Raw genomic sequence first — 18,046 nt, 5'->3', positions numbered from 1 at the left:
GATTGATGCCGTTTCCCACCCTATAGCGTGGCGCGTGGCCTCCCGACACCCCCGAAATCGGCCCTGCGACCGGCGTTCAGGCCAGCCGGCGCAGAAGCGGGCCGTGCAGATCGGGGGCGGCGGCAAGGCAGCCGTCGGTCCGTGCGGCGGCCTGGTTGAAGGCCAGCGGCGCGCCCCGACGGGTGGTGGCGGTGCCCCCGGCCTCGGTCACGATCAGGCTGGCGGCGGCGATGTCCCATTCCCAGGTGCGGTGCAGGCTGAGCATGGCATCGAACCGCCCCTCGGCCACCAGGCAAAGCCGATAGGCCAGCGAGGGGCGGTGATGGCGTTTGGCGGGCGGCGTGCCGCGCCAGTGTTCAGGGGCCAGCGTCGGCTTGGTGGCCAGAATCGTGGCGCTGTCGGGGTCGCTGGCGGCCGAGGCGCGGATCGGCGCGCCGTTCAGGTGGGCGCCTTGCCCGATGGCAGCGGTATAAAGCTTGTCCTGGGCCGGAAGGAACACCGCCGCCGCCGTGATCTGCCCTTCGGTGGCCACGGCCACCGACACCGCCCAGGCCGATTGCCCGGCGATGAAGGCGCGGGTGCCGTCGATGGGGTCGACGATGAAGCAGCGCCTGGCGGTCAGGCGCGCCGGATCGTGGTCGGATTCCTCGGACAGCCAGCCATAATCGGGGCGGGCGGGGTGCAGGCAGGCGTGCAGGTGGGCATTGGCGGCCAGGTCGGCCTCGGTCACCGGGCCTGCGCCCTCGGGCTTGTGCCAGGTCTGCGGATCGTCGCGCCAATGGCCAAGCGCGATCATCCCGGCCCCGCGCACCGCGTCGCAGAGCAACGCGAGGTCATCGGCCGCGTCACGCACCGGCGAGGGTCAGCCCTTCGACCCGAAGCGAGGGCACACAGCGCGACAGGTGCGGGCGGGCGTCGTTGGCGGCCGTCAGTGACAGCAGCATGTCGCGCAAATTGCCCGCGATGGTGCATTCGTTGACCGGATGGACCGCCACGCCGTTTTCAACCCAAAGCCCCGAGGCCCCCCGCGAATAATCGCCGGTATTGGGGTTGATCGTGCTGCCCATGAGAGAGGTGACAAGAAGGCCCGTTCCCATTTCGGCGAGCAGGTCGTCGCGCGACTGGTGGCCCTGGGTCAGCGCCAGGTTGCCCGCCGCGGGCGAAGGCGGCGACGTGGTGGCGCGCGTGGCGTTGGCGGTGCTGTTCAGCCCCAGCTTGCGGGCGGTGCCAAGGTCCAGCGTCCAGCCGGTCAGCGTGCCGTTCTCGACGATGGCGCGCCGCGCGGTGGGCAGGCCTTCGCCGTCGAAGGGGCGTGATCCGGCGATGCGGGGGCGGTGCGGATCTTCGATTAGCGACATGCCCATGGGCAGAACCTGTTCGCCCAGGTCATCGCGCAGCCACGAGGCGCCGCGCGCGATGGCGCTGCCGTTGATCGCGGACACAAGGTGACCGATGAGCGATGCGGCGACCCGTTCATCGAAAAGGACCGGGTAGGCGCCGGTTTTCGGCTGCCGTGCCCCGGCGCGCGCGACAGTGCGTTCGCCGGCGATGCGCCCGATGGTTTCGGGGCTGTCCATCTCGGCGGCATGGGTGCGGTGATCGGCGTAATAGTCACGCTCCATCCCCGTGCCGCTGCCGGTGATGGCCACGCAGGACAGGGTGGTATCGGTGCGCCCGTAGCCGCCGGAAAACCCGTTCGAGGTGGCAAGGTGAAGCTGGCGCCGCCCATAGGCCGCCGCGGCCGATTGCACCTGTGCCACGCCGTCCACGGCCAGTGCGGCGGCCTCGGCCCGCAGGGCGGCCTCTTGCAGGGCGGCGGGGGCGGGTTCATCGGCGGGGTCGGCCAAATCAAGCGCGGCCAGATCCCAGTCGCGGGCGTATTGGTCGGGGTCGGCCAGACCGATGGTGGCGTCGATGGGCGCCTCGCGGGCCATGGCCACCGCGCGCTGTGCCATCTGCTGGATGGTCTCGGGCTTGATGTCGCTGGCCGAAACGCAGGCCTGACGCTGACCGATCATCACCCGCAGCCCGATGTCGGTGCCCTCGGAACGCTCGGCCAGTTCCAGCGCCCCGGCGCGAACATCGATGCTGACCGCGGTGCCGTCGACGGCAAGGGCATCGGCGCTGTCGGCCCCGGCCTTCTTCGCGGCGCTCAGAAGGTCGGCGGTGAGGGTGGCGAGACGATCGGACATGGACGCGCGGCTCCTTTGATTGCCCCCTGCACCTAGGCGACGCGCCGGCAAACTGCAACAAACAAGGGCAGGCGACACCGCCGCCCGGCGGGGGCGGCGGTGCGTGGCGCAAGGCCGTGGCGCGGTTTACTGAAGCCGCTGGCCGTTGGCCGAAATGCCGCCCTCGGGCGAAATCTCGATCTTGGAATCCAGCGTGTCATCCCCCGAGGGGACGGCAAAGAGGCCCAGCATCATCCGCGCGCCCATGGCCTGATCCTCGGGGATGAGACCCAGTTTCACCAGCCCGTCCAGCAGGGCGTTGCCGCCCACCAGCTTCAGATCCACCGCGCCTTCGGGGGCCGGGAAGCCGCCGAAGGTTTCCATGTCGCTGTTGTCGAAGGTGAAACCACCCTGGCCGGTCAGTTCCGCCCCCGCGACGGCCACGCGCAGCCCGCGCAGGTTCAGGGTGTGAAGCTCGGCCGGGGGGGCATCGCCCTCCATCGCCATCGGATCGGCGAAATCGACCAGCATCTTCGCGGTGCCCGTCAGGTCCAGCAGGACGGTGGCCGGGTCGCGCGGCAGAACGCCGTCGGGATCGACGATCGACCAGATGAAATCGCTGACGGTCAGGTTGGACATGTTCACCAGCAGCCCGACATCCTTGGGATCGTCGGTTTCGGCCAGGGGGCCGTTCACGCCGAAGGCGAATTCGTCCATGGCGGCGGTCAGTTCGGGGAAGGGAATCTGATCGCCCGAAACGGCCATGTTCAGCCCCTTGGCGCCGCCAAGGTATTCGAACAGCCCTTCCTTGACCGAAGCGGTCAGGTTGCCCGACTCGGTCGTCGATTTCCAGTTGAAGCTGCCCGATTCGGGGTCGTCGCCCGTCACGGTGAGAGAGCCGCCGCCGTGGGTGTAGGTGCTGGCATAGGTCGCGCCCTCGGCGAACATCTTGGCCGGGTCGGCCATGGCGGCAAAGCCCTTGCCGGTGCCCGAAGAGGTGGTGGTGACGTCGCTGTAGGCGGCGCTGGCGTTGAAGCCGCCCTCTTCGTCATCGGTGCCGGACATGTCAAAGCCGAGCGTTGCGGCGTGCAGGGTGCCGTCGAAGGTCAGGTCGTCGCCCTCGGTCACGGTGTAGGTGCCGGTCAGTTCGGTCATGCGGGCGGTCATGTCCACCGATACAGGCTCGCCCTCGGGCTGCATGTCGTCGATCGTCGCGGTCAGTTCCGGGCCGGTGATGTCATAGCGCACGGTGGTGTCGTCGCCCGAGGCGATGGTCTTGAGCTCCGGCATGGAGATCAGCAGGGTGAAATCCACCGCCGCGCCGCCCTCGGGCTTCATGCTGACGCGCAGCGGATATTCGGGCGACATGGTGATCGCCACGGTGCCGTCGCCCTGTTCGGCCAGGGTGACATTGGCCAGGGTGCCGTCGACCGTGCCGTCGGCGGTCTTCATCCCGATGGCCACATCCGTCAGCGTCAGGGTGCCGTCGGCCATGGTTTCAGAGCCGACAGTCATCGTCTGGCCCAGATCCTGCGCCATGCCCTTCCAGCGCTCCCATATCTGGGGCGCCGTGACATCGGCCATCGCGGGCAGCGCGATGCAGAGGGAAACGGCGGTCGAGGCGAAGAGGCGTGAAATCGGTTTCATCGGATATATCTTTCGTGAACGAGAACGGCGCCACACTGTGCCGGGGGAATTGCAAGGTCAAGTCAGGTTGAGCGTGACCGGCAGGGCGTTGCCGGCATTGCGCTTAGGCTTTGACATGGTGGCGGCGGGCAGGTTTGGTGTGGCCCTGAACAAGGGCACCGACAGAAGGAGCGGCAGGATGGACATGACAGGCAGTACGGTTCTGATCACCGGCGCCAGCCGCGGCATCGGCGCCGCGGCGGCGCGCGCATTCGCGGCGGCGGGCGCAAATGTCGCGCTGGCGGCCCGCAGCGGCGATGCCGTGGCCGACCTGGCCAAGGAACTGGGCGCCGACCGCGCGCTGGCCATCCCCTGCGACGTGTCGCGGTACTGGGAACTGGCGGCGGCGGTGGATGCCTGCGTGCAGACCTTCGGCGGGCTGGACGTTCTGATCAACAATGCCGGGGTGATCGAACCGATCTCGCACCTGGCCGATTCCGACCCCGAGGCATGGGACCAGGTGATCGACATCAACCTCAAGGGAGTCTTTCACGGGATGCGCGCGGCGATGCCGGTGATGATCAAGGCGGGGGGCGGTTCGATCCTGACCATCAGCTCGGGCGCTGCCCACAACCCGACCGAGGCCTGGTCGCATTACAACGCCTCGAAGGCGGGGGCGGCGATGCTGACCCGCTGCATCGACCTGGAGGCCCGCGACAAGGGCATCCGCGCCATCGGCCTGTCGCCCGGCACCGTGGCCACCGAGATGCAGCGCGAGATCAAGTCAAGCGGCATCAACCCGGTCAGCAAGCTGGACTGGTCCGACCACATTCCGCCCGAATGGCCCGCGAAGGCGCTGTTGTGGATGTGCGGGCCAGGTGGCGATGATCACCTGGGCGGCGAGATTTCCCTGCGCGACGAAGAGATCCGCCGCGCCGTGGGGTTGTCCGGATGATCGACTGCCACCGCGACGGGCGGGTTGCTGTCCTGACCATCGACCGCCCCGACAAGGCCAATGCGCTTACGCCCTTCATGCTGGAATCGCTGATCGCGCGGGTGGGGGAACATGCGGATGCCCACGCCCTGATCCTGACGGGCCGGGGGCGGGTCTTTTCGGCGGGTGCCGATCTTGAGGCCGCGCGCGCCGGTCTGGCAACCTCGCCCCTGTGGGAAGCGCTATCGGGCGCCATTGCCGGTTTTCAGGGGCTCAGCATCGCGGCGCTGAACGGCACGCTGGCGGGCGGGGCCTTCGGCATGGCGCTGGCCTGTGATCTGCGGCTGGGGGTGCCGGGGGCGGGGTTCTTCTATCCGGTGATGAAGCTGGGCTTTCTGCCGCAACCCTCGGACCCGGCAAGGTTGAGGGCGCTGATCGGTCCGGCCCGCACGCGGCTTTTGCTGATGGGGGGCGCGCGGCTTTCGGCGCAACAGGCGCTGGCGTTCGGCCTGATCGAAGAGATATGCGACGATCCGCTGGCCCGCGCGCATGAGCTTTGCGCCGATGCCCTGACGGCCGAAAGGGGCCATGTGGGCGCGATAAAATCCATGATCTGACAGGGCCGCGTGCCGTCCCGCGACCGATGCCCTATGCGCCGGTCCGGGGCCGGATTGCACGGTGCGCATTTTGCCCTTGCCCGTCTTTTCGCTTGGGCGTATCTGCGCAGGTGGGACACGCCGCCCCAACGCGGCGCATATATCTGTGAGGATACCATCAATGGCTATCGAAGCTCCGGCCGCGCGGCCGGCCAATCCGCGTTTTTCGTCCGGCCCCTGTGCCAAGCCCCCCGTCTTTTCGCTGGACCGCCTTGCCGACGCCCCCCTGGGCCGGTCGCATCGCGCCGCCGTGGGCAAGGCCAAGCTTTCTGCCGCAATCGAAGAGACCCGGGAAATCCTGGGCGTGCCTGCCGACTATCGCATCGGGATCGTCCCCGCCTCCGACACCGGCGCCTTCGAGATGGCCATGTGGAACCTTCTGGGCGAACGCCCGGCCGAGATGGTGGCCTGGGAATCCTTCGGTTCGGGCTGGGTGACGGATGTGGTCAAGCAGCTGAAGATCGAGGCAACGGTCCACGAGGCCGATTATGGCCGCATCGTCGACATGGCCGCCCTGAACTATGACAACGACGTGTGCTTCACCTGGAACGGCACCACCTCGGGCGTGCGGGTGGCCAATGGCGACGTGATTCCGGCGGATCGCGCGGGGCTGACCCTGTGTGACGCGACATCTGCCGCCTTCGCCCAGGACCTGCCCTGGGACAAGCTGGATGTGACGACCTTCTCGTGGCAGAAGGTGCTGGGCGGCGAAGCGGCCCATGGCATGATCATCCTCAGCCCCCGCGCGGTGGAACGCCTTGAATCCTACGCCCCCGCCTGGCCGCTGCCCAAGATCTTCCGCCTGACCAAGGGCGGCAAGCTGATCGAGGGCATCTTCAAGGGCGAGACGATCAACACGCCCTCCATGCTCTGTGTCGAGGATTATCTGCTGGCGCTGGCCTGGGCGCGGTCGGTCGGCGGCCTGAAGGGGCTGATCGCCCGGGCCGATGCCAATGCAAAGGCCGTGGCCGATTTCGTGGAAACACGCGACTGGATCGATTTCCTGGCCGAAGACCCTGCGACACGGTCCAACACCAGCGTCTGCCTCAAGTTCACCAACCCCGAGATCGCCGACGGTGCAGCCTTTGCCAAGGCCATTGCGAAACGGCTGGAGTCCGAGGGCGTGGCGCTGGACATCGGCGGGTACCGCGATGCGCCCGCGGGCCTGCGGATCTGGTGCGGCGGCACGGTTGAAACCTCGGACGTGGCTGCGCTGATGCCCTGGATCGAATGGGCCTATCAGACCGAACTGGCCGCCTGATTCCACTGATTTACTGAATTTTTACGCAAGGAGTGCCAAAGATGGCTCCCAAGGTACTTGTATCCGACAAACTGTCGGAAACCGCCGTTCAGATCTTCCGCGATCGCGGTATCGACGTGACGTTCGACCCTTCCATCGGGAAGGACAAGGAAAAGCTGTTGTCAGTGATCGGTGACTATGATGGCCTTGCCATCCGGTCGGCCACCAAGGTGACGGCCAAGGTTCTCGAAGCGGCGACCAACCTCAAGGTGATCGGCCGCGCCGGGATCGGTGTGGACAACGTTGAAATCCCGGCCGCGTCGAAAAAGGGCGTGATCGTGATGAACACGCCTTTCGGCAACTCGATCACCACCGCCGAACACGCGATTTCGCTGATGATGGCGGTGGCCCGCCAGATCCCCGAGGCCAATGCCTCGACCCATGCGGGCAAGTGGGAAAAGTCGCGCTTCATGGGTGTGGAACTGACCGCCAAGACGCTGGGCGTCGTGGGCGCGGGCAACATCGGGTCGATCGTCATCGACCGGGCGCTGGGCCTGCGCATGAAGGTCATCGCCTATGACCCCTTCCTGAGCGAGGAGCGTGCCGTTGAACTGGGCGTGCGCAAGGTCGAGCTGGACGAGCTTCTGGCCAAGTCCGATTTCATCACCTTCCACGTGCCGCTGACCGACAAGACCCGCAACATCCTGAGCCGCGAGGCGATTGCCAAGCTGAAGCCGGGCGTGCGCGTGATCAACTGTGCCCGCGGTGGCCTGGTGGACGAAGCGGCCCTGGCCGAGGCCCTGAAAGAGGGTCGGGTGGCCGGCGCGGCCTTCGATGTCTTCGCCGAGGAACCGGCAACGGAATCGCCGCTGTTCAACCTGCCCAATGTCGTCGTGACCCCGCACCTGGGCGCCGCCACCACCGAGGCACAGGAAAACGTCGCCCTCCAGGTGGCCGAGCAGATGTCGGACTACCTGCTGAGCGGCGCCGTGACCAACGCGCTGAACATGCCCTCGGTCACGGCCGAGGAAGCGGCGGTCATGGGGCCCTGGGTCAAGCTGGCCGGGCACCTGGGCACCTTCGTGGGTCAGATGACGGACGAGCCGATCAAGGCGGTGAACGTGCTGTACAACGGCAAGGTGGCCGAGATGAACACCGCCGCCCTCAGCGCCGCTGTGATGGCCGGGATCATGCAGGCGACGAACCCCGACGTGAACATGGTGTCGGCCCCGGTGATCGCCAAGGAACGCGGTGTCGACATGACGACTACGACCCAGGCCAAGACCGGAACCTTCGACGGCTACATCAAGCTGACCGTGGTGACCGAAACCCGCGAGCGCAGCATCGCCGGAACGGTCTTTTCCGACGGCAAGCCGCGGTTCATCCAGATCAAGGGCATCACCATCGACGCCGAGATCGGCGAACACATGCTTTACACCACCAACGACGACGTGCCGGGCATCATCGGCGCGCTGGGTCACACCATGGGCGACAGCGGCGTGAACATCGCCAACTTCACCCTGGGCCGGTCGGACAAGGGGCATGACGCCATCGCCCTGCTGTACCTGGACGACCAGCCGCCGCAGGAGGTTCTGGACAAGCTGCACGCCACGGGAATGTTCCGCACGATCCGCCCGCTGCGCTTCGTGATGTAAAAGGGTGTGGGGGGCATGGCCCCCCGGCATCTGCGTGAAACGGCATCGGCCCGCTGGTTTCCCGGCGGGCCGATTCGTTTTTTGCGGACTGATGCGGGTTGGCCGCCCCTGGCCGGGATCAGCGTTTGCCCATCATGGCCAGCCGGATCAGCGCCCGTTCGATCACTGCCATCTGCGGTGCCTTGGCGGACGAGCGCAGGGCAAGATCGGTGTCGGTGAGAAGTTTCAGCGCCTGTTCCAGCCGGTTGACACCCCAGGCGCGGGCCTGCCCCTGAAGCGCCTGGGCGCGGGGGTGAAAGACGCGCCCCCCCACCGCGATGCTGTGCAGGTTGCGGAAATGGCGCAGGGTGCCGATGCACAGGGTGACGGCGTTCACGCCCTGGCTTTGCAGCCGGGCCATCATCGGGCCGATGCGCCCGGATTGGCCGGTGGCGACGATATCTAGCATGTCGTCAAGCTGCGCCTCGGTCGAGGCGGGGGCGCAGGCGGTGACATCGGCCAGGCTCAGCGGTGCGGCATCGCCCCGCTTGTAAAGCGCGATCTTTTCCAGCGTCTGGCGAAAATCGCCGGGGCCGATGGTTTGCGCCAGGGCCGACAGGGCCTGCCGTGCTTCGGGGTCGATCTGTTTCAGGCCGGCATTGGCCAGATCGCTTTCGATCTCCTGGGCGGTGGGCGGATTGTCGTAGATCGCCACGCAGACGGCGGCGGGGTGCTTTTCGAACAGCTTGCGGACCGGGTTGGTCTTTTTCAGATCGCCCGCCGTGACGACGATGACCGCGTCGCCCTCGCGCCAGTCCGAAAGCGCCTTCTGCAGCGGATCGCCGGTGAAATGATTCGCCTCTTCCACCAGGGCGACGCGCGGGCCGGGAAAGAAGCCCTGCGCCTTCATCGCGTCGATCAGCAGCGCCGGTTCGCCGCGCAGATCACCGGCGGGCAGGCGGGCAAGGCGCATTTCGCTGTCGCCCTTCGGCCCGATGAGGGCGGTGACGGCCTGCTGGCGCTTCAGCGCCACGCGCATGGGATCGGCGCCAAAGATCAGAAGGGCCGGGCGGGCCGGATCGGGCCTGGCCAGATAGCTCTGGGCCTTTGCGCCAGTCAGGATCATCGGCGCCAGTCGGGCGCGGTGGCGATCAGGCGGCTGACCAACTGGTCGGCCAGGATCGTCATAAGCCGTTCGCGCGCGTCCCGCTCGGCGGTGATGACCGACACGGTATTGCCGGCGACCGAACCGCGGGTGTCGTCGAAGACCGGGGCGGAATAGGCGGTGAAGTTGCTTGTCCGGCCATCGGCAACCACCTCATCGCGGGCGATGTGGCGCAGCGCCCAGGTGAGTTCGCCCCGGATGCGGTAGCGTGTGATTTCCTGGTCCGGGGTGATTCCCAGCCCGTCCTGCCGGATGGCAAGGCTGGCCGAGAGACGGTATTCGGCGGCCGCACCCGTGCCCAGGCGTTCTTCCAGGCGGCGCACCAGGTAATAACCTTCCTCGTCGCTGGGTTCGTCGATGGCGATCGCGCCGCGCAGGCCCGTGGCGGCGCCCCCCGGGCCATAGGCCGGGGTGAACCCGCAGGCGGGCAGGGCGGCAAGCACCGCAAGAAGGCTGCGTCTAGAGTACGACATTGACGATCCGGCCCGGCACGACGATCAGTTTGCGAACCTCGGCCCCATCGGCCGTGGCCCGTTTCACAGCATCGCTTGCCAGGACCAGTTTTTCAATCTCGTCCTTGGGCATGTCGCGGGGGACGGTGATTTCGGCGCGCCGCTTGCCGTTGACCTGGATCGGCAGGGTGATTTCGTCATCCACCAGCATCGATTGATCGGCCTTCGGCCAGGGGGCATTGGCGATCAGGCCACTGCCGCCCAGGTGCGCCCAGATTTCCTCGGCCAGGTGCGGCGTCATCGGGGACATGAGCTGTGCGAGGGTTTTCGCCGCGGCGATCCGGGCGGCGCGGCCCGCCTGGGATTTCTGCAGGGTGTTGGTGAAGGCATAGAGACGGGCGACCGAGGTGTTGAAGCCGAAGCTTTCGATCCCCATGGTCACGTCGTGAATCGCCTTGTGCGTTTCGCGCAGCAGCGCCTCATCGGTCCCTTTCGGTCCCTCTTCGGGGGCCTCGGCGGCCTCGGTGCAGATGCGCCAGACGCGGGCCAGGTGTTTGGATGCGGCCTCGGCGCCGCTGGCCGTCCACTCCACGTCGCGCTCGGGGGGCGAATCGGACAGCACGAACCACCGCGCGGTATCGGCGCCGTATTGTTCGATGATGGTGACGGGATCGACGACGTTCTTCTTCGACTTCGACATCTTGGCGCTGGGGATGATTTCAACCGCCGTACCGTCGGCCAGTTTGCCGTCAGTCACATCCTGGGGCAGGTGATAGACCGGGCGGCCGTTCTCGTCGCGGGTCAGGTAGATTTCGTGGGTCACCATGCCCTGGGTGAACAGCGCGTCGAAGGGCTCGACCGCCGACTCCGGCAGGTGGCCGCAGGCATGCATGGCCCGGGCGAAGAAGCGGGAATAGAGCAGGTGCAGGATCGCGTGTTCCACCCCGCCGATATACTGATCGACGTTCATCCAGTAGGCGGCATCGTCGGCCACCGTGGGCGTTGCGGCACCGGGCGAGGTGAAGCGCGCGTAATACCAGGACGAATCCACGAAGGTATCCATGGTGTCGGTTTCACGCTGGGCGGGCTTGCCGCAGGAGGGGCAGGGCACATCGCGCCATGTCGGGTGCCAGTTCAGCGGGTTGCCCGGGCGGTCGAAGGTGACATCCTCGGGCAGCTTGACGGGCAGGTTTTCCTTCTTCTCGGGCACCACGCCGCAGGTGTCGCAGTGGATCACCGGAATCGGGCAGCCCCAGTAGCGCTGACGCGACAGCCCCCAGTCACGCAACCGGAACTTGGTCACGCCATGGCCCACGCCGTTGGCTTCGCAGAAGGCGATGGCAGCATCGATGGCGGCTTCTCCGGTCTGTTCCGTCTCGCCCGCGAAGCCGCGGACATAGATCACCGGCTCGGTCTTGGGGGGGACATAGGCCTCGCCGCCATCCTCGGGCAGGGCGGTGCCGTCGTCATTGGCGGGGGCATAGGTGGAGACCACCGGCAGATCGTACTTGCGGGCGAATTCCAGGTCGCGGGCATCATGGGCGGGGCAGCCGAAGATCGCGCCGGTGCCGTAATCCATCAGGATGAAGTTGGCGACATAGACCGGCAGTTCCCAAGCCGTATCAAAGGGATGGCGCACGCGCAGGCCGGTGTCGAAGCCCTTCTTCTCGGCCTTTTCCATCTCTTCCTCGGCGGTGCCCATCTTGCGGCATTCGGCGTTGAAGGCGGCCAGGTCGGCGTTGTCCTTCTCCAGCGCCCTGGCCAGTGGATGGTCGGGCGAGATGCCGACAAAGGAGGCGCCCAGCATCGTGTCGGGGCGGGTGGTATAAACCTCGATCCGGTCGTGGCCGGTGGGGCCGTCGATCAGCCCGAAGGCAAACTGCAATCCGCGCGACTTGCCGATCCAGTTGCGTTGCATCAGGCGCACCTTGTCGGGCCAGTTTTCAAGCCGGTCGAGCGCGCCCAGCAACTCCTCGGAGTAGTCGGAAATCCTGAAGAACCACTGGGTCAGCTCGCGCCGTTCCACCGTCGCACCGGATCGCCAGCCCTTGCCGTCCTCGACCTGTTCGTTGGCCAGCACGGTCATGTCCACCGGGTCCCAGTTCACCACCGCGTTCTTGCGATAGACCAGCCCCTTTTCCATGAAGTCGATGAACATGGACTGTTGCTGTCCGTAATATTCGGGGTCGCAGGTGGCGAATTCGCGGCTCCAGTCCAGCGACAGGCCAAGGCGCGAGAACTGCGATTTCATGTTGTCGATGTTCTTGTAGGTCCAGGCGCCGGGGTGGATCTTCTTTTCCATGGCGGCGTTTTCGGCGGGCAGGCCGAAGGCGTCCCAGCCCATGGGATGCAGCAGCGCGTGACCGGTCGACAGTTTGTAACGCGCCACCACGTCGCCCATGGTGTAGTTGCGCACATGGCCGATGTGCAGGTTGCCCGAGGGATAGGGAAACATCTCGAGCACATAGTACTTCGGCTTGGCGTCATCCCTCTGCGCCGTGAAGGTGCCAGCGGTTTCCCAGGCCTGTTGCCATTTGGGTTCGATCTCGGCGGCGGAATAACGGGACATGGTTCGGGCCTCTGTTCACGGGACTGCAACGCACGCTTGATATGGCGCAGGATGCGATTGGTCCAGTGGGGATGGCGGGCGGATTTGGGCGGTGATCTTCGGGGCGATTGCTGTATAGCCTTGCTGCAAGATGCGAAGGCACGACGGAGGGCCCATGAAGATCCTGTTCCTGCACCAGAACTTTCCCGGACAGTTCAAGCACCTGGCGCCGGCGCTGGTGGCGGCGGGGCATCATGTGGTTGCCCTGACCTGCCGGGTCGACAAGCAGCAGACCTGGAACGGCGTGCAGATCATCCCCTATCGCTGGAGCGATCCGACAGGACAGGCCCACCACCCCTGGCTGACCAACCTGAACGGTGCGGTGCATCGTGGAACCGCGGTTTACCGCGTGGCCGACCAGCTTGCCGCGCGGGGCTATGTGCCGGATGTGGTGATCGCCCATTCCGGCTGGGGCGAGGCGCTGTTCGTGCATGATGTCTGGCCCGGGGCGAAACTGGGGGTGTTCAGCGAATTCCATTACCAGGCCGAGGGTGCCGATATCGGGTTCGACCCCGAGTTCGCGCTGAAGGACGCCTTTGGCGAAGGCGCGCGGATGCGGATGCGCAACCTGTCGATGCGGTTGCAACTGGAACAGGCGCAGGCGGCGCTTTGCCCGACCGAATGGCAGGCCAGCACCCATCCGCCCGCCCTGCGCCAGAAGATCACCGTGGTGCACGACGGAATCGACACCGCCCAGGCCAGCCCCGACCCGGCGGCGCAGGTGACGCTGGATGGCCTGACCCTGAGCCGCGATGACGAGGTGATCACCTTCGTGAACCGCAATCTCGAACCCTACCGGGGGTTTCACGTCTTCATGCGCGGGCTGGGCGACCTGCTGCGCCGCCGTCCCCAGGCGCGGGTGATCGTGGTGGGCGGCGACAGCGTCAGCTATGGCACGGCGCCCAAGGAGGGCGGCACCTGGAAGGAGAAGATGACGGCCGAGGTGCGCGGGGCGATTCCCGATGCCGATTGGGCGCGGGTGCATTTCGTCGGCAAGCTGCCCTACGGGGATTTCCTGTCGCTGCTACAGGTTTCGACCGTCCACCTCTACCTGACCTATCCCTTCGTGCTGAGCTGGAGCCTGATGGAGGCCATGTCGTGCGAGGCGGCGATCGTGGCCAGCGCGACCCAGCCCGTGGAAGAGGTGATCACCGATGGCGAAACCGGCGTGCTGTTCGATTTCTTCGATTCGCGCGCCATGGTCGATCAGATCGACCGCCTGTGCGGCGACCCCGACCTGCGCGCCCGTCTGGGGCGCGCCGCAAGGGCGCGTGTGCTGGAACGCTATGATCTGAAGTCGGTGTGCCTGCCGCGCCAGTTTCAGTGGGTGGCAGACCTGGCGGCGGGTTAGGCCGGCGTCAAAGCTTGCCGTCGCGGATGCGCAACTGGCGGGCGCGGGTCAGGATGGCATCTTCGATGGCGCGCACGGTGTCCACGCTGGCCGGGCCGCCACGGGTTTGCAGCGCCACGTTCAGCGACCGGGCATCCAGCGCGGGATCCTGCACATAGACGGTGGCACGATAGGACCGTCCGCCGCCCGGCGGGGTGCCATAGCCATAGACCAGAACGCCCGAGAAGGGATCGGCCGCCTCGATGGGCATGAAGTTCAGCACTTCCTGCGCGGCGTTCCAGATGTACTTGTTCACCTCGATGGTGGTGTTCGGATCGTCGGCATTGGTGAAGAGATCCAGCAGGGTCGATTCGTTCGGCTTCTGCTGCAGCTCGCGCTCGCGGTACTCACGGGTGATCTTGTCGGCTTCGCTTTCCTTGTCGGGGTTGTTGCGGAAAAAGCCGCCGGTGCCGCCACAGGCCGCAAGGCCCAGGACCAGCGCCAGAGAAAGACCCGTCTTCGTGATACCGCGCATGTGCATAAGGTGCCCTCACCCCTTGTTTTTCCCGTGTGTAGCCGAGCGGTTGGGGTGTCACAAGGATTTTTGAGGAAATGCCCCCTGCCGCACCCTATAAGGGGGAGTGGCGGGCAGGGGGCAAATCACTGTGGCAAAGCTGCACCATCTGAAGCCGGTTTGCAGGAGCGTCGAAGCGGCCGCTTGCAATCAGGGGCGGTGCGAGCGAATTAGGCTCATGTCTCACTTCGGATTTCCTGGATTGAGATAAACCTTTTGAGAAATACGAGGGAAATCGAAATGAAAAAAATTCTCCTGGCCTCGACCGCGCTGATCATGTCGGCCGGCTTCGCTGCCGCCGAAGTGACCGTTGGTGGCGACGGCCGCATGGGTATCATCGACAACTTCGACGATGATCTGGCCTTCACCAGCCGTATCCGCATCTCGTTCGCCGCTTCGGGCGAAACCGATGGTGGCCTGTCGTTCGGTGGTAGCATCCGCGCCGACAACGCCGCTTCGGGCAACGGCAACGAGAACATGACCGCTGGTACGGTCTTCATCTCGGGCGCCTTCGGCAAGCTGTCGATGGGTGACGTTGACGGTGCTGCGAAAGCTGCTGTCGGCCACGTTTCGGGCGTTGGCCTCACCGGCCTGGGCGACCTGAACGAAATGAGCTACGCTGCTTCGGGCGGCAACATGGACAAGACCGGCGCTCTGTACGAGTACAACACCGGTGGTCTGACCTTCTACGCGTCGGCTGCTCAGCCCGACACCGACCAGGACACCGCTGCTCCCGGCGACGACACTTTCGACGCCTATGCCGTTGGTGTGAAGTACGCTTGGGGTGACTACACCGTTGCTCTGGGTTACGAAGACAACGAAGCTGGCGTTGACCACATCATCGTTGGCGGTACCGCTTCCTTCGGTGACGCGACTGTCAAGGCGATCTACGGTCACGCTGACTTCGGCGCCACCGATGGCGACCAGTACTCGATCTCGCTGGACTACGTCTTCGGTGCCACCACCGCGACCGCGTTCTACGCTGACGACGAAGACCTGGGCGGCGTGAAAGCCTACGGTCTGGGCGCTTCCTACGACCTGGGTGGCGGTGCTGCTCTGAAAGGCGGCTACGTGAAGAACGACACCGCCGACGTCGACGGTTTCGACTTCGGTATCTCGATGTCCTTCTAATTCCTTACGGAATTGTTTGACGGAAAGAGCGGGCCCTGTGCCCGCTCTTTTCTTTTGTGCGGCACTGTGGCCTATCTGGGTCAAAGAGAAGGAGCCGCCGCATGAGCCTTGCCGAGATCACCGCCCGCATCCGCGCCGCCGAAACCGAAGCCGGACGCAGCCCCGGCACCACCGAACTGATCGCCGTCAGCAAGGTGCAGCCGCTGGAGCGGGTCGAGGCCGTTCTGCAGGAAGGGCACCGCGTCTTCGGGGAAAACCGTGTTCAGGAGGCCGCCGGAAAATGGCCCGGGTTGCAGGACACCCATGGCGCCTGCTCCCTGCATCTTCTGGGCCCCCTGCAAAGCAACAAGGCACGTCAGGCGATGGAGCTGTTTCAGGTGATCCATTCGCTGGACCGCCCCAAACTGGCCAAGGCCTTTGCCCGCCTGGCACAGGAAACCGGCGCCTGTCCCGATCTTTTCATCCAGGTCAACACGGGGGAAGAGCCTCAGAAGGCCGGGGTTCTGCCCGCGGACCTCGACGCTTTCGTGGCCGAATGCCGCGGGATGGACCTGCCGCTGGTGGGCCTGATGTGCATTCCGCCGGTCGAGGAAGAGGCAAGCCTGCATTTCGCGCTTCTGGCAAAGATGGCGGCCCGCAACGGGTTGGAAGGGCTGTCGATGGGAATGTCGGGGGATTTCGAGAAGGCCATTTCCTTCGGGGCCACCCATGTGCGGGTCGGCTCGGCCATTTTCGGCGAACGCGTGCCGGGCTGACGCGCCGCGCGCCCGGCCACTGCTGTGCAGTGAGTATTTTTCAGCAAGAAAGAATCAGCGAACGACAAGCCTTGTCCCCGGTAGAGCCGTCGCGGCAAGCCAGCGCAGGAGCGGTGGCGCCATGGCGATGCAGCCTTCGGTCGGATGCCCGGGCTTGCGCCAGCGGTGCAGAAAGATGGCCGAGCCGCGCCCGGGCCTGGCCCTGGGCCAGTTCCAGTCGGTCAGCAGGATGAGATCGTAGAGCCTGTCGGCGCGGCGCAGCGCCTCGTGGCTGTGGTGATAGGGCGCGCGCACCAGCGTGTTGTAGTCGGGGGCATCGGGGGCGTCGGACCAGAGATCGCCGGGCCGGATCGGCAGCGCCCAGGGGGCGGGGGGCGCGATGCGGTCGGGGCGGTAGAGCAATCCGGTGATGCGGTGCAGCCCCGCGGGGGTCGCGCCGTCGCCTTCGCGCTTGTCGGTGCGGATGCCACCGCGCCCGATGCTGCAGGGCAGAAGGCGCCCGCGAAAGCGCAGGCCGCGCGGCGTCAGCACCATGTCGTCGGGCGAAGGCGTCACAGGATGTGCCCGGACTTGGCGGCCTTGGTGCGCAGGTAGGCTTCGTTCAGCGGGTTCTGCCCGACGTGCAGGGGCACCCTTTCCACCACCGTCAGGCCGCATTGGGCAAGCATGTCGACCTTGCGGGGGTTGTTGGTCAGCAGCCGCACCTGCCCCACGCCAAGTGCCGAGAGCATCCGCGCGCCGATGCGGAAGTCGCGTTCGTCATCCTCGAACCCCAGGCGGTGGTTGGCCTCGACCGTGTCGAACCCCTGATCCTGCAACGAATAGGCGCGCATCTTGTTGGTCAGGCCGATGCCGCGCCCCTCCTGGTTGAGGTAGAGCAGCAAGCCGCCCCCCGCCTCGTTCATCTGGGCCAGGGCACCGTTCAGTTGCGGGCCGCAATCGCATTTGAGCGACCCCAGCACGTCACCGGTGAAACAGGCCGAGTGCAGGCGGGTCAGCACCGGGGCGTCGCGGTCGGGGCGGCCGATCTCGACGGCATAGTGTTCTTCGCCGCCATCCTCGGGGTGGAAGATGTGCAGCCGCCCGGCCCGGGCCGCGGCCATGGGCAGGCGGGCCGCGATGACGGGCGAGACCCGGGCATCGCCCACCAGGTCCAGCGCCGGATCGGCCAGGTCGATCCTGGTCAGATCGGGGGCGTCGCCCTTCAGCGGCACGAGAAGCGCGCCGGGCAGCAGGCGCGCCGATTTCAGCAGCGCGATCGCGGCGCGGGCCAAGGCGGTGCTTCCACCGCGTACCGGCTGGAAGGGCCCCTTCAGCGGGCTGCGCAGATCGTCCGCCGGATCGACGATGGCGCGCAGGCGGGCAAGCTCCATCGTGGGGGGCAGGGCGATGCGGGTCAGATCGCCATCGTAGGTGGGAGTCTTCAGCGTCTGGGCGCGCCGGTGGGTGATGGCCAGCACCGCGCCGCCCATTTCAAGAAGCGTCGCATAGCGGGCGGGGGCCAGAACCTCGGGGGCGGCGACAAGGACCGCGGCATCGCCATCGCACAGAACGATGGGCAGGCCGGTGCGCAGATCCGAACGGGCACGGGCCAGGCGTTCGGCGGGAAGGGGGGCAAGGGTCATGAGGGCGCCTTTCTGCTGCGATCTTTAGGGCGGTTGTGACAGAATGTGAAACATTTCCCGCCCGAGGGACACGAAGGTGTGAGCGGCGTGCAGCAATTCTTGCCAAGGACGTGACTTGGTCACATCTGAATTGCGTAACGGAGGA

The 18,046-nt window shown here is 66.3% G+C and carries 16 protein-coding genes; 7 read left to right on the top strand and 9 right to left on the bottom strand.

The annotated features are described in order from the left end of the window. Window positions 1-76 precede the first annotated feature (76 nt). The 3 genes from H7828_RS04585 to H7828_RS04575 all read right to left on the bottom strand — a co-directional run bounded on the left by H7828_RS04585 (window position 77) and on the right by H7828_RS04575 (window position 3,818). Window positions 77-853 carry a 3'(2'),5'-bisphosphate nucleotidase CysQ gene (locus H7828_RS04585; protein ID WP_226779827.1) on the bottom strand — a complete coding sequence of 259 codons (777 nt, stop codon included), beginning with the start codon at window positions 851-853 and terminating at the stop codon, window positions 77-79. Then, window positions 846-2,192 carry a TldD/PmbA family protein gene (locus H7828_RS04580; protein ID WP_226779826.1) on the bottom strand — a complete coding sequence of 449 codons (1,347 nt, stop codon included), beginning with the start codon at window positions 2,190-2,192 and terminating at the stop codon, window positions 846-848. Before H7828_RS04580 ends, H7828_RS04585 begins: the two co-directional genes overlap by 8 nt. Before the next feature lie 126 nt (window positions 2,193-2,318). Next, a complete protein-coding gene (locus tag H7828_RS04575; RefSeq protein ID WP_226779825.1) occupies window positions 2,319-3,818 on the bottom strand; it encodes a DUF2125 domain-containing protein in 1,500 nt (499 codons plus the stop codon). A gap of 178 nt (window positions 3,819-3,996) precedes the next feature. Here H7828_RS04575 and H7828_RS04570 point away from each other — a divergent pair, with 178 nt between their 5' ends. The 4 genes from H7828_RS04570 (at window position 3,997) to serA (ending at window position 8,282) form a co-directional block, all read left to right on the top strand. Continuing rightward, entirely contained in the window at window positions 3,997-4,752 is a 756-nt protein-coding gene (locus H7828_RS04570) for an SDR family oxidoreductase (RefSeq protein ID WP_226779824.1), read from the top strand. Beyond that, window positions 4,749-5,348, top strand: coding sequence for an enoyl-CoA hydratase/isomerase family protein (locus H7828_RS04565; protein WP_226779823.1), 600 nt, complete (start codon window positions 4,749-4,751; stop codon window positions 5,346-5,348). Before H7828_RS04570 ends, H7828_RS04565 begins: the two co-directional genes overlap by 4 nt. Window positions 5,349-5,508: 160 nt before the next feature. After that, window positions 5,509-6,648 carry a phosphoserine transaminase gene (locus H7828_RS04560; protein WP_226779822.1) on the top strand — a complete coding sequence of 380 codons (1,140 nt, stop codon included), beginning with the start codon at window positions 5,509-5,511 and terminating at the stop codon, window positions 6,646-6,648. 41 nt (window positions 6,649-6,689) lie between these two features. After that, the gene (gene serA / locus H7828_RS04555; protein ID WP_226779821.1) at window positions 6,690-8,282 is read left to right on the top strand and encodes a phosphoglycerate dehydrogenase; all 1,593 of its coding nucleotides are present in this window, start codon (window positions 6,690-6,692) and stop codon (window positions 8,280-8,282) included. Between the two features lie 118 nt (window positions 8,283-8,400). Here the strand turns inward: serA and holA are convergent, their stop codons facing one another. The 3 genes from holA to leuS are packed head-to-tail and all read right to left on the bottom strand — an operon-like array spanning window position 8,401 to window position 12,447. Then, window positions 8,401-9,387, bottom strand: coding sequence for a DNA polymerase III subunit delta (gene holA, locus H7828_RS04550; protein ID WP_226779820.1), 987 nt, complete (start codon window positions 9,385-9,387; stop codon window positions 8,401-8,403). Further along, window positions 9,384-9,899, bottom strand: a complete 516-nt coding sequence (lptE, locus tag H7828_RS04545; protein WP_226779819.1) for an LPS assembly lipoprotein LptE — start codon at window positions 9,897-9,899, stop codon at window positions 9,384-9,386. Before lptE ends, holA begins: the two co-directional genes overlap by 4 nt. After that, a complete protein-coding gene (gene leuS, locus H7828_RS04540; protein WP_226779818.1) occupies window positions 9,886-12,447 on the bottom strand; it encodes a leucine--tRNA ligase in 2,562 nt (853 codons plus the stop codon). Before leuS ends, lptE begins: the two co-directional genes overlap by 14 nt. A 154-nt stretch (window positions 12,448-12,601) precedes the next feature. Here leuS and H7828_RS04535 point away from each other — a divergent pair, with 154 nt between their 5' ends. After that, window positions 12,602-13,837, top strand: a complete 1,236-nt coding sequence (locus H7828_RS04535) for a glycosyltransferase (protein WP_226779817.1) — start codon at window positions 12,602-12,604, stop codon at window positions 13,835-13,837. Between the two features lie 7 nt (window positions 13,838-13,844). On the opposite strand, the gene H7828_RS04530 is transcribed toward H7828_RS04535, so the two are convergent. Next, window positions 13,845-14,357: a DUF3576 domain-containing protein gene (locus H7828_RS04530; RefSeq protein WP_425354933.1), complete on the bottom strand. Its 513-nt coding sequence runs from the start codon at window positions 14,355-14,357 to the stop codon at window positions 13,845-13,847. A 273-nt stretch (window positions 14,358-14,630) separates the two neighbouring features. Here H7828_RS04530 and H7828_RS04525 point away from each other — a divergent pair, with 273 nt between their 5' ends. Continuing rightward, window positions 14,631-15,521: a porin gene (locus H7828_RS04525; RefSeq protein WP_226779815.1), complete on the top strand. Its 891-nt coding sequence runs from the start codon at window positions 14,631-14,633 to the stop codon at window positions 15,519-15,521. A gap of 101 nt (window positions 15,522-15,622) precedes the next feature. Further along, a complete protein-coding gene (locus tag H7828_RS04520; RefSeq protein WP_226779814.1) occupies window positions 15,623-16,276 on the top strand; it encodes a YggS family pyridoxal phosphate-dependent enzyme in 654 nt (217 codons plus the stop codon). Between the two features lie 54 nt (window positions 16,277-16,330). Here the strand turns inward: H7828_RS04520 and H7828_RS04515 are convergent, their stop codons facing one another. Together H7828_RS04515 and ribA are read right to left on the bottom strand one after the other, a co-directional pair. Beyond that, window positions 16,331-16,810: a L,D-transpeptidase family protein gene (locus H7828_RS04515; RefSeq protein ID WP_226780359.1), complete on the bottom strand. Its 480-nt coding sequence runs from the start codon at window positions 16,808-16,810 to the stop codon at window positions 16,331-16,333. A 17-nt stretch (window positions 16,811-16,827) separates the two neighbouring features. Beyond that, window positions 16,828-17,901, bottom strand: coding sequence for a GTP cyclohydrolase II (gene ribA / locus H7828_RS04510; protein ID WP_226779813.1), 1,074 nt, complete (start codon window positions 17,899-17,901; stop codon window positions 16,828-16,830). Between the last annotated feature and the right edge of the window lie 145 nt (window positions 17,902-18,046).

It is taken from the genome of Oceaniglobus trochenteri, assembly GCF_020529025.1.
Lineage (GTDB): Bacteria > Pseudomonadota > Alphaproteobacteria > Rhodobacterales > Rhodobacteraceae > Oceaniglobus > Oceaniglobus trochenteri.
Note: the sequence above shows the minus strand (reverse complement) of the source record. Positions and strands in the feature narration are given on the sequence as shown.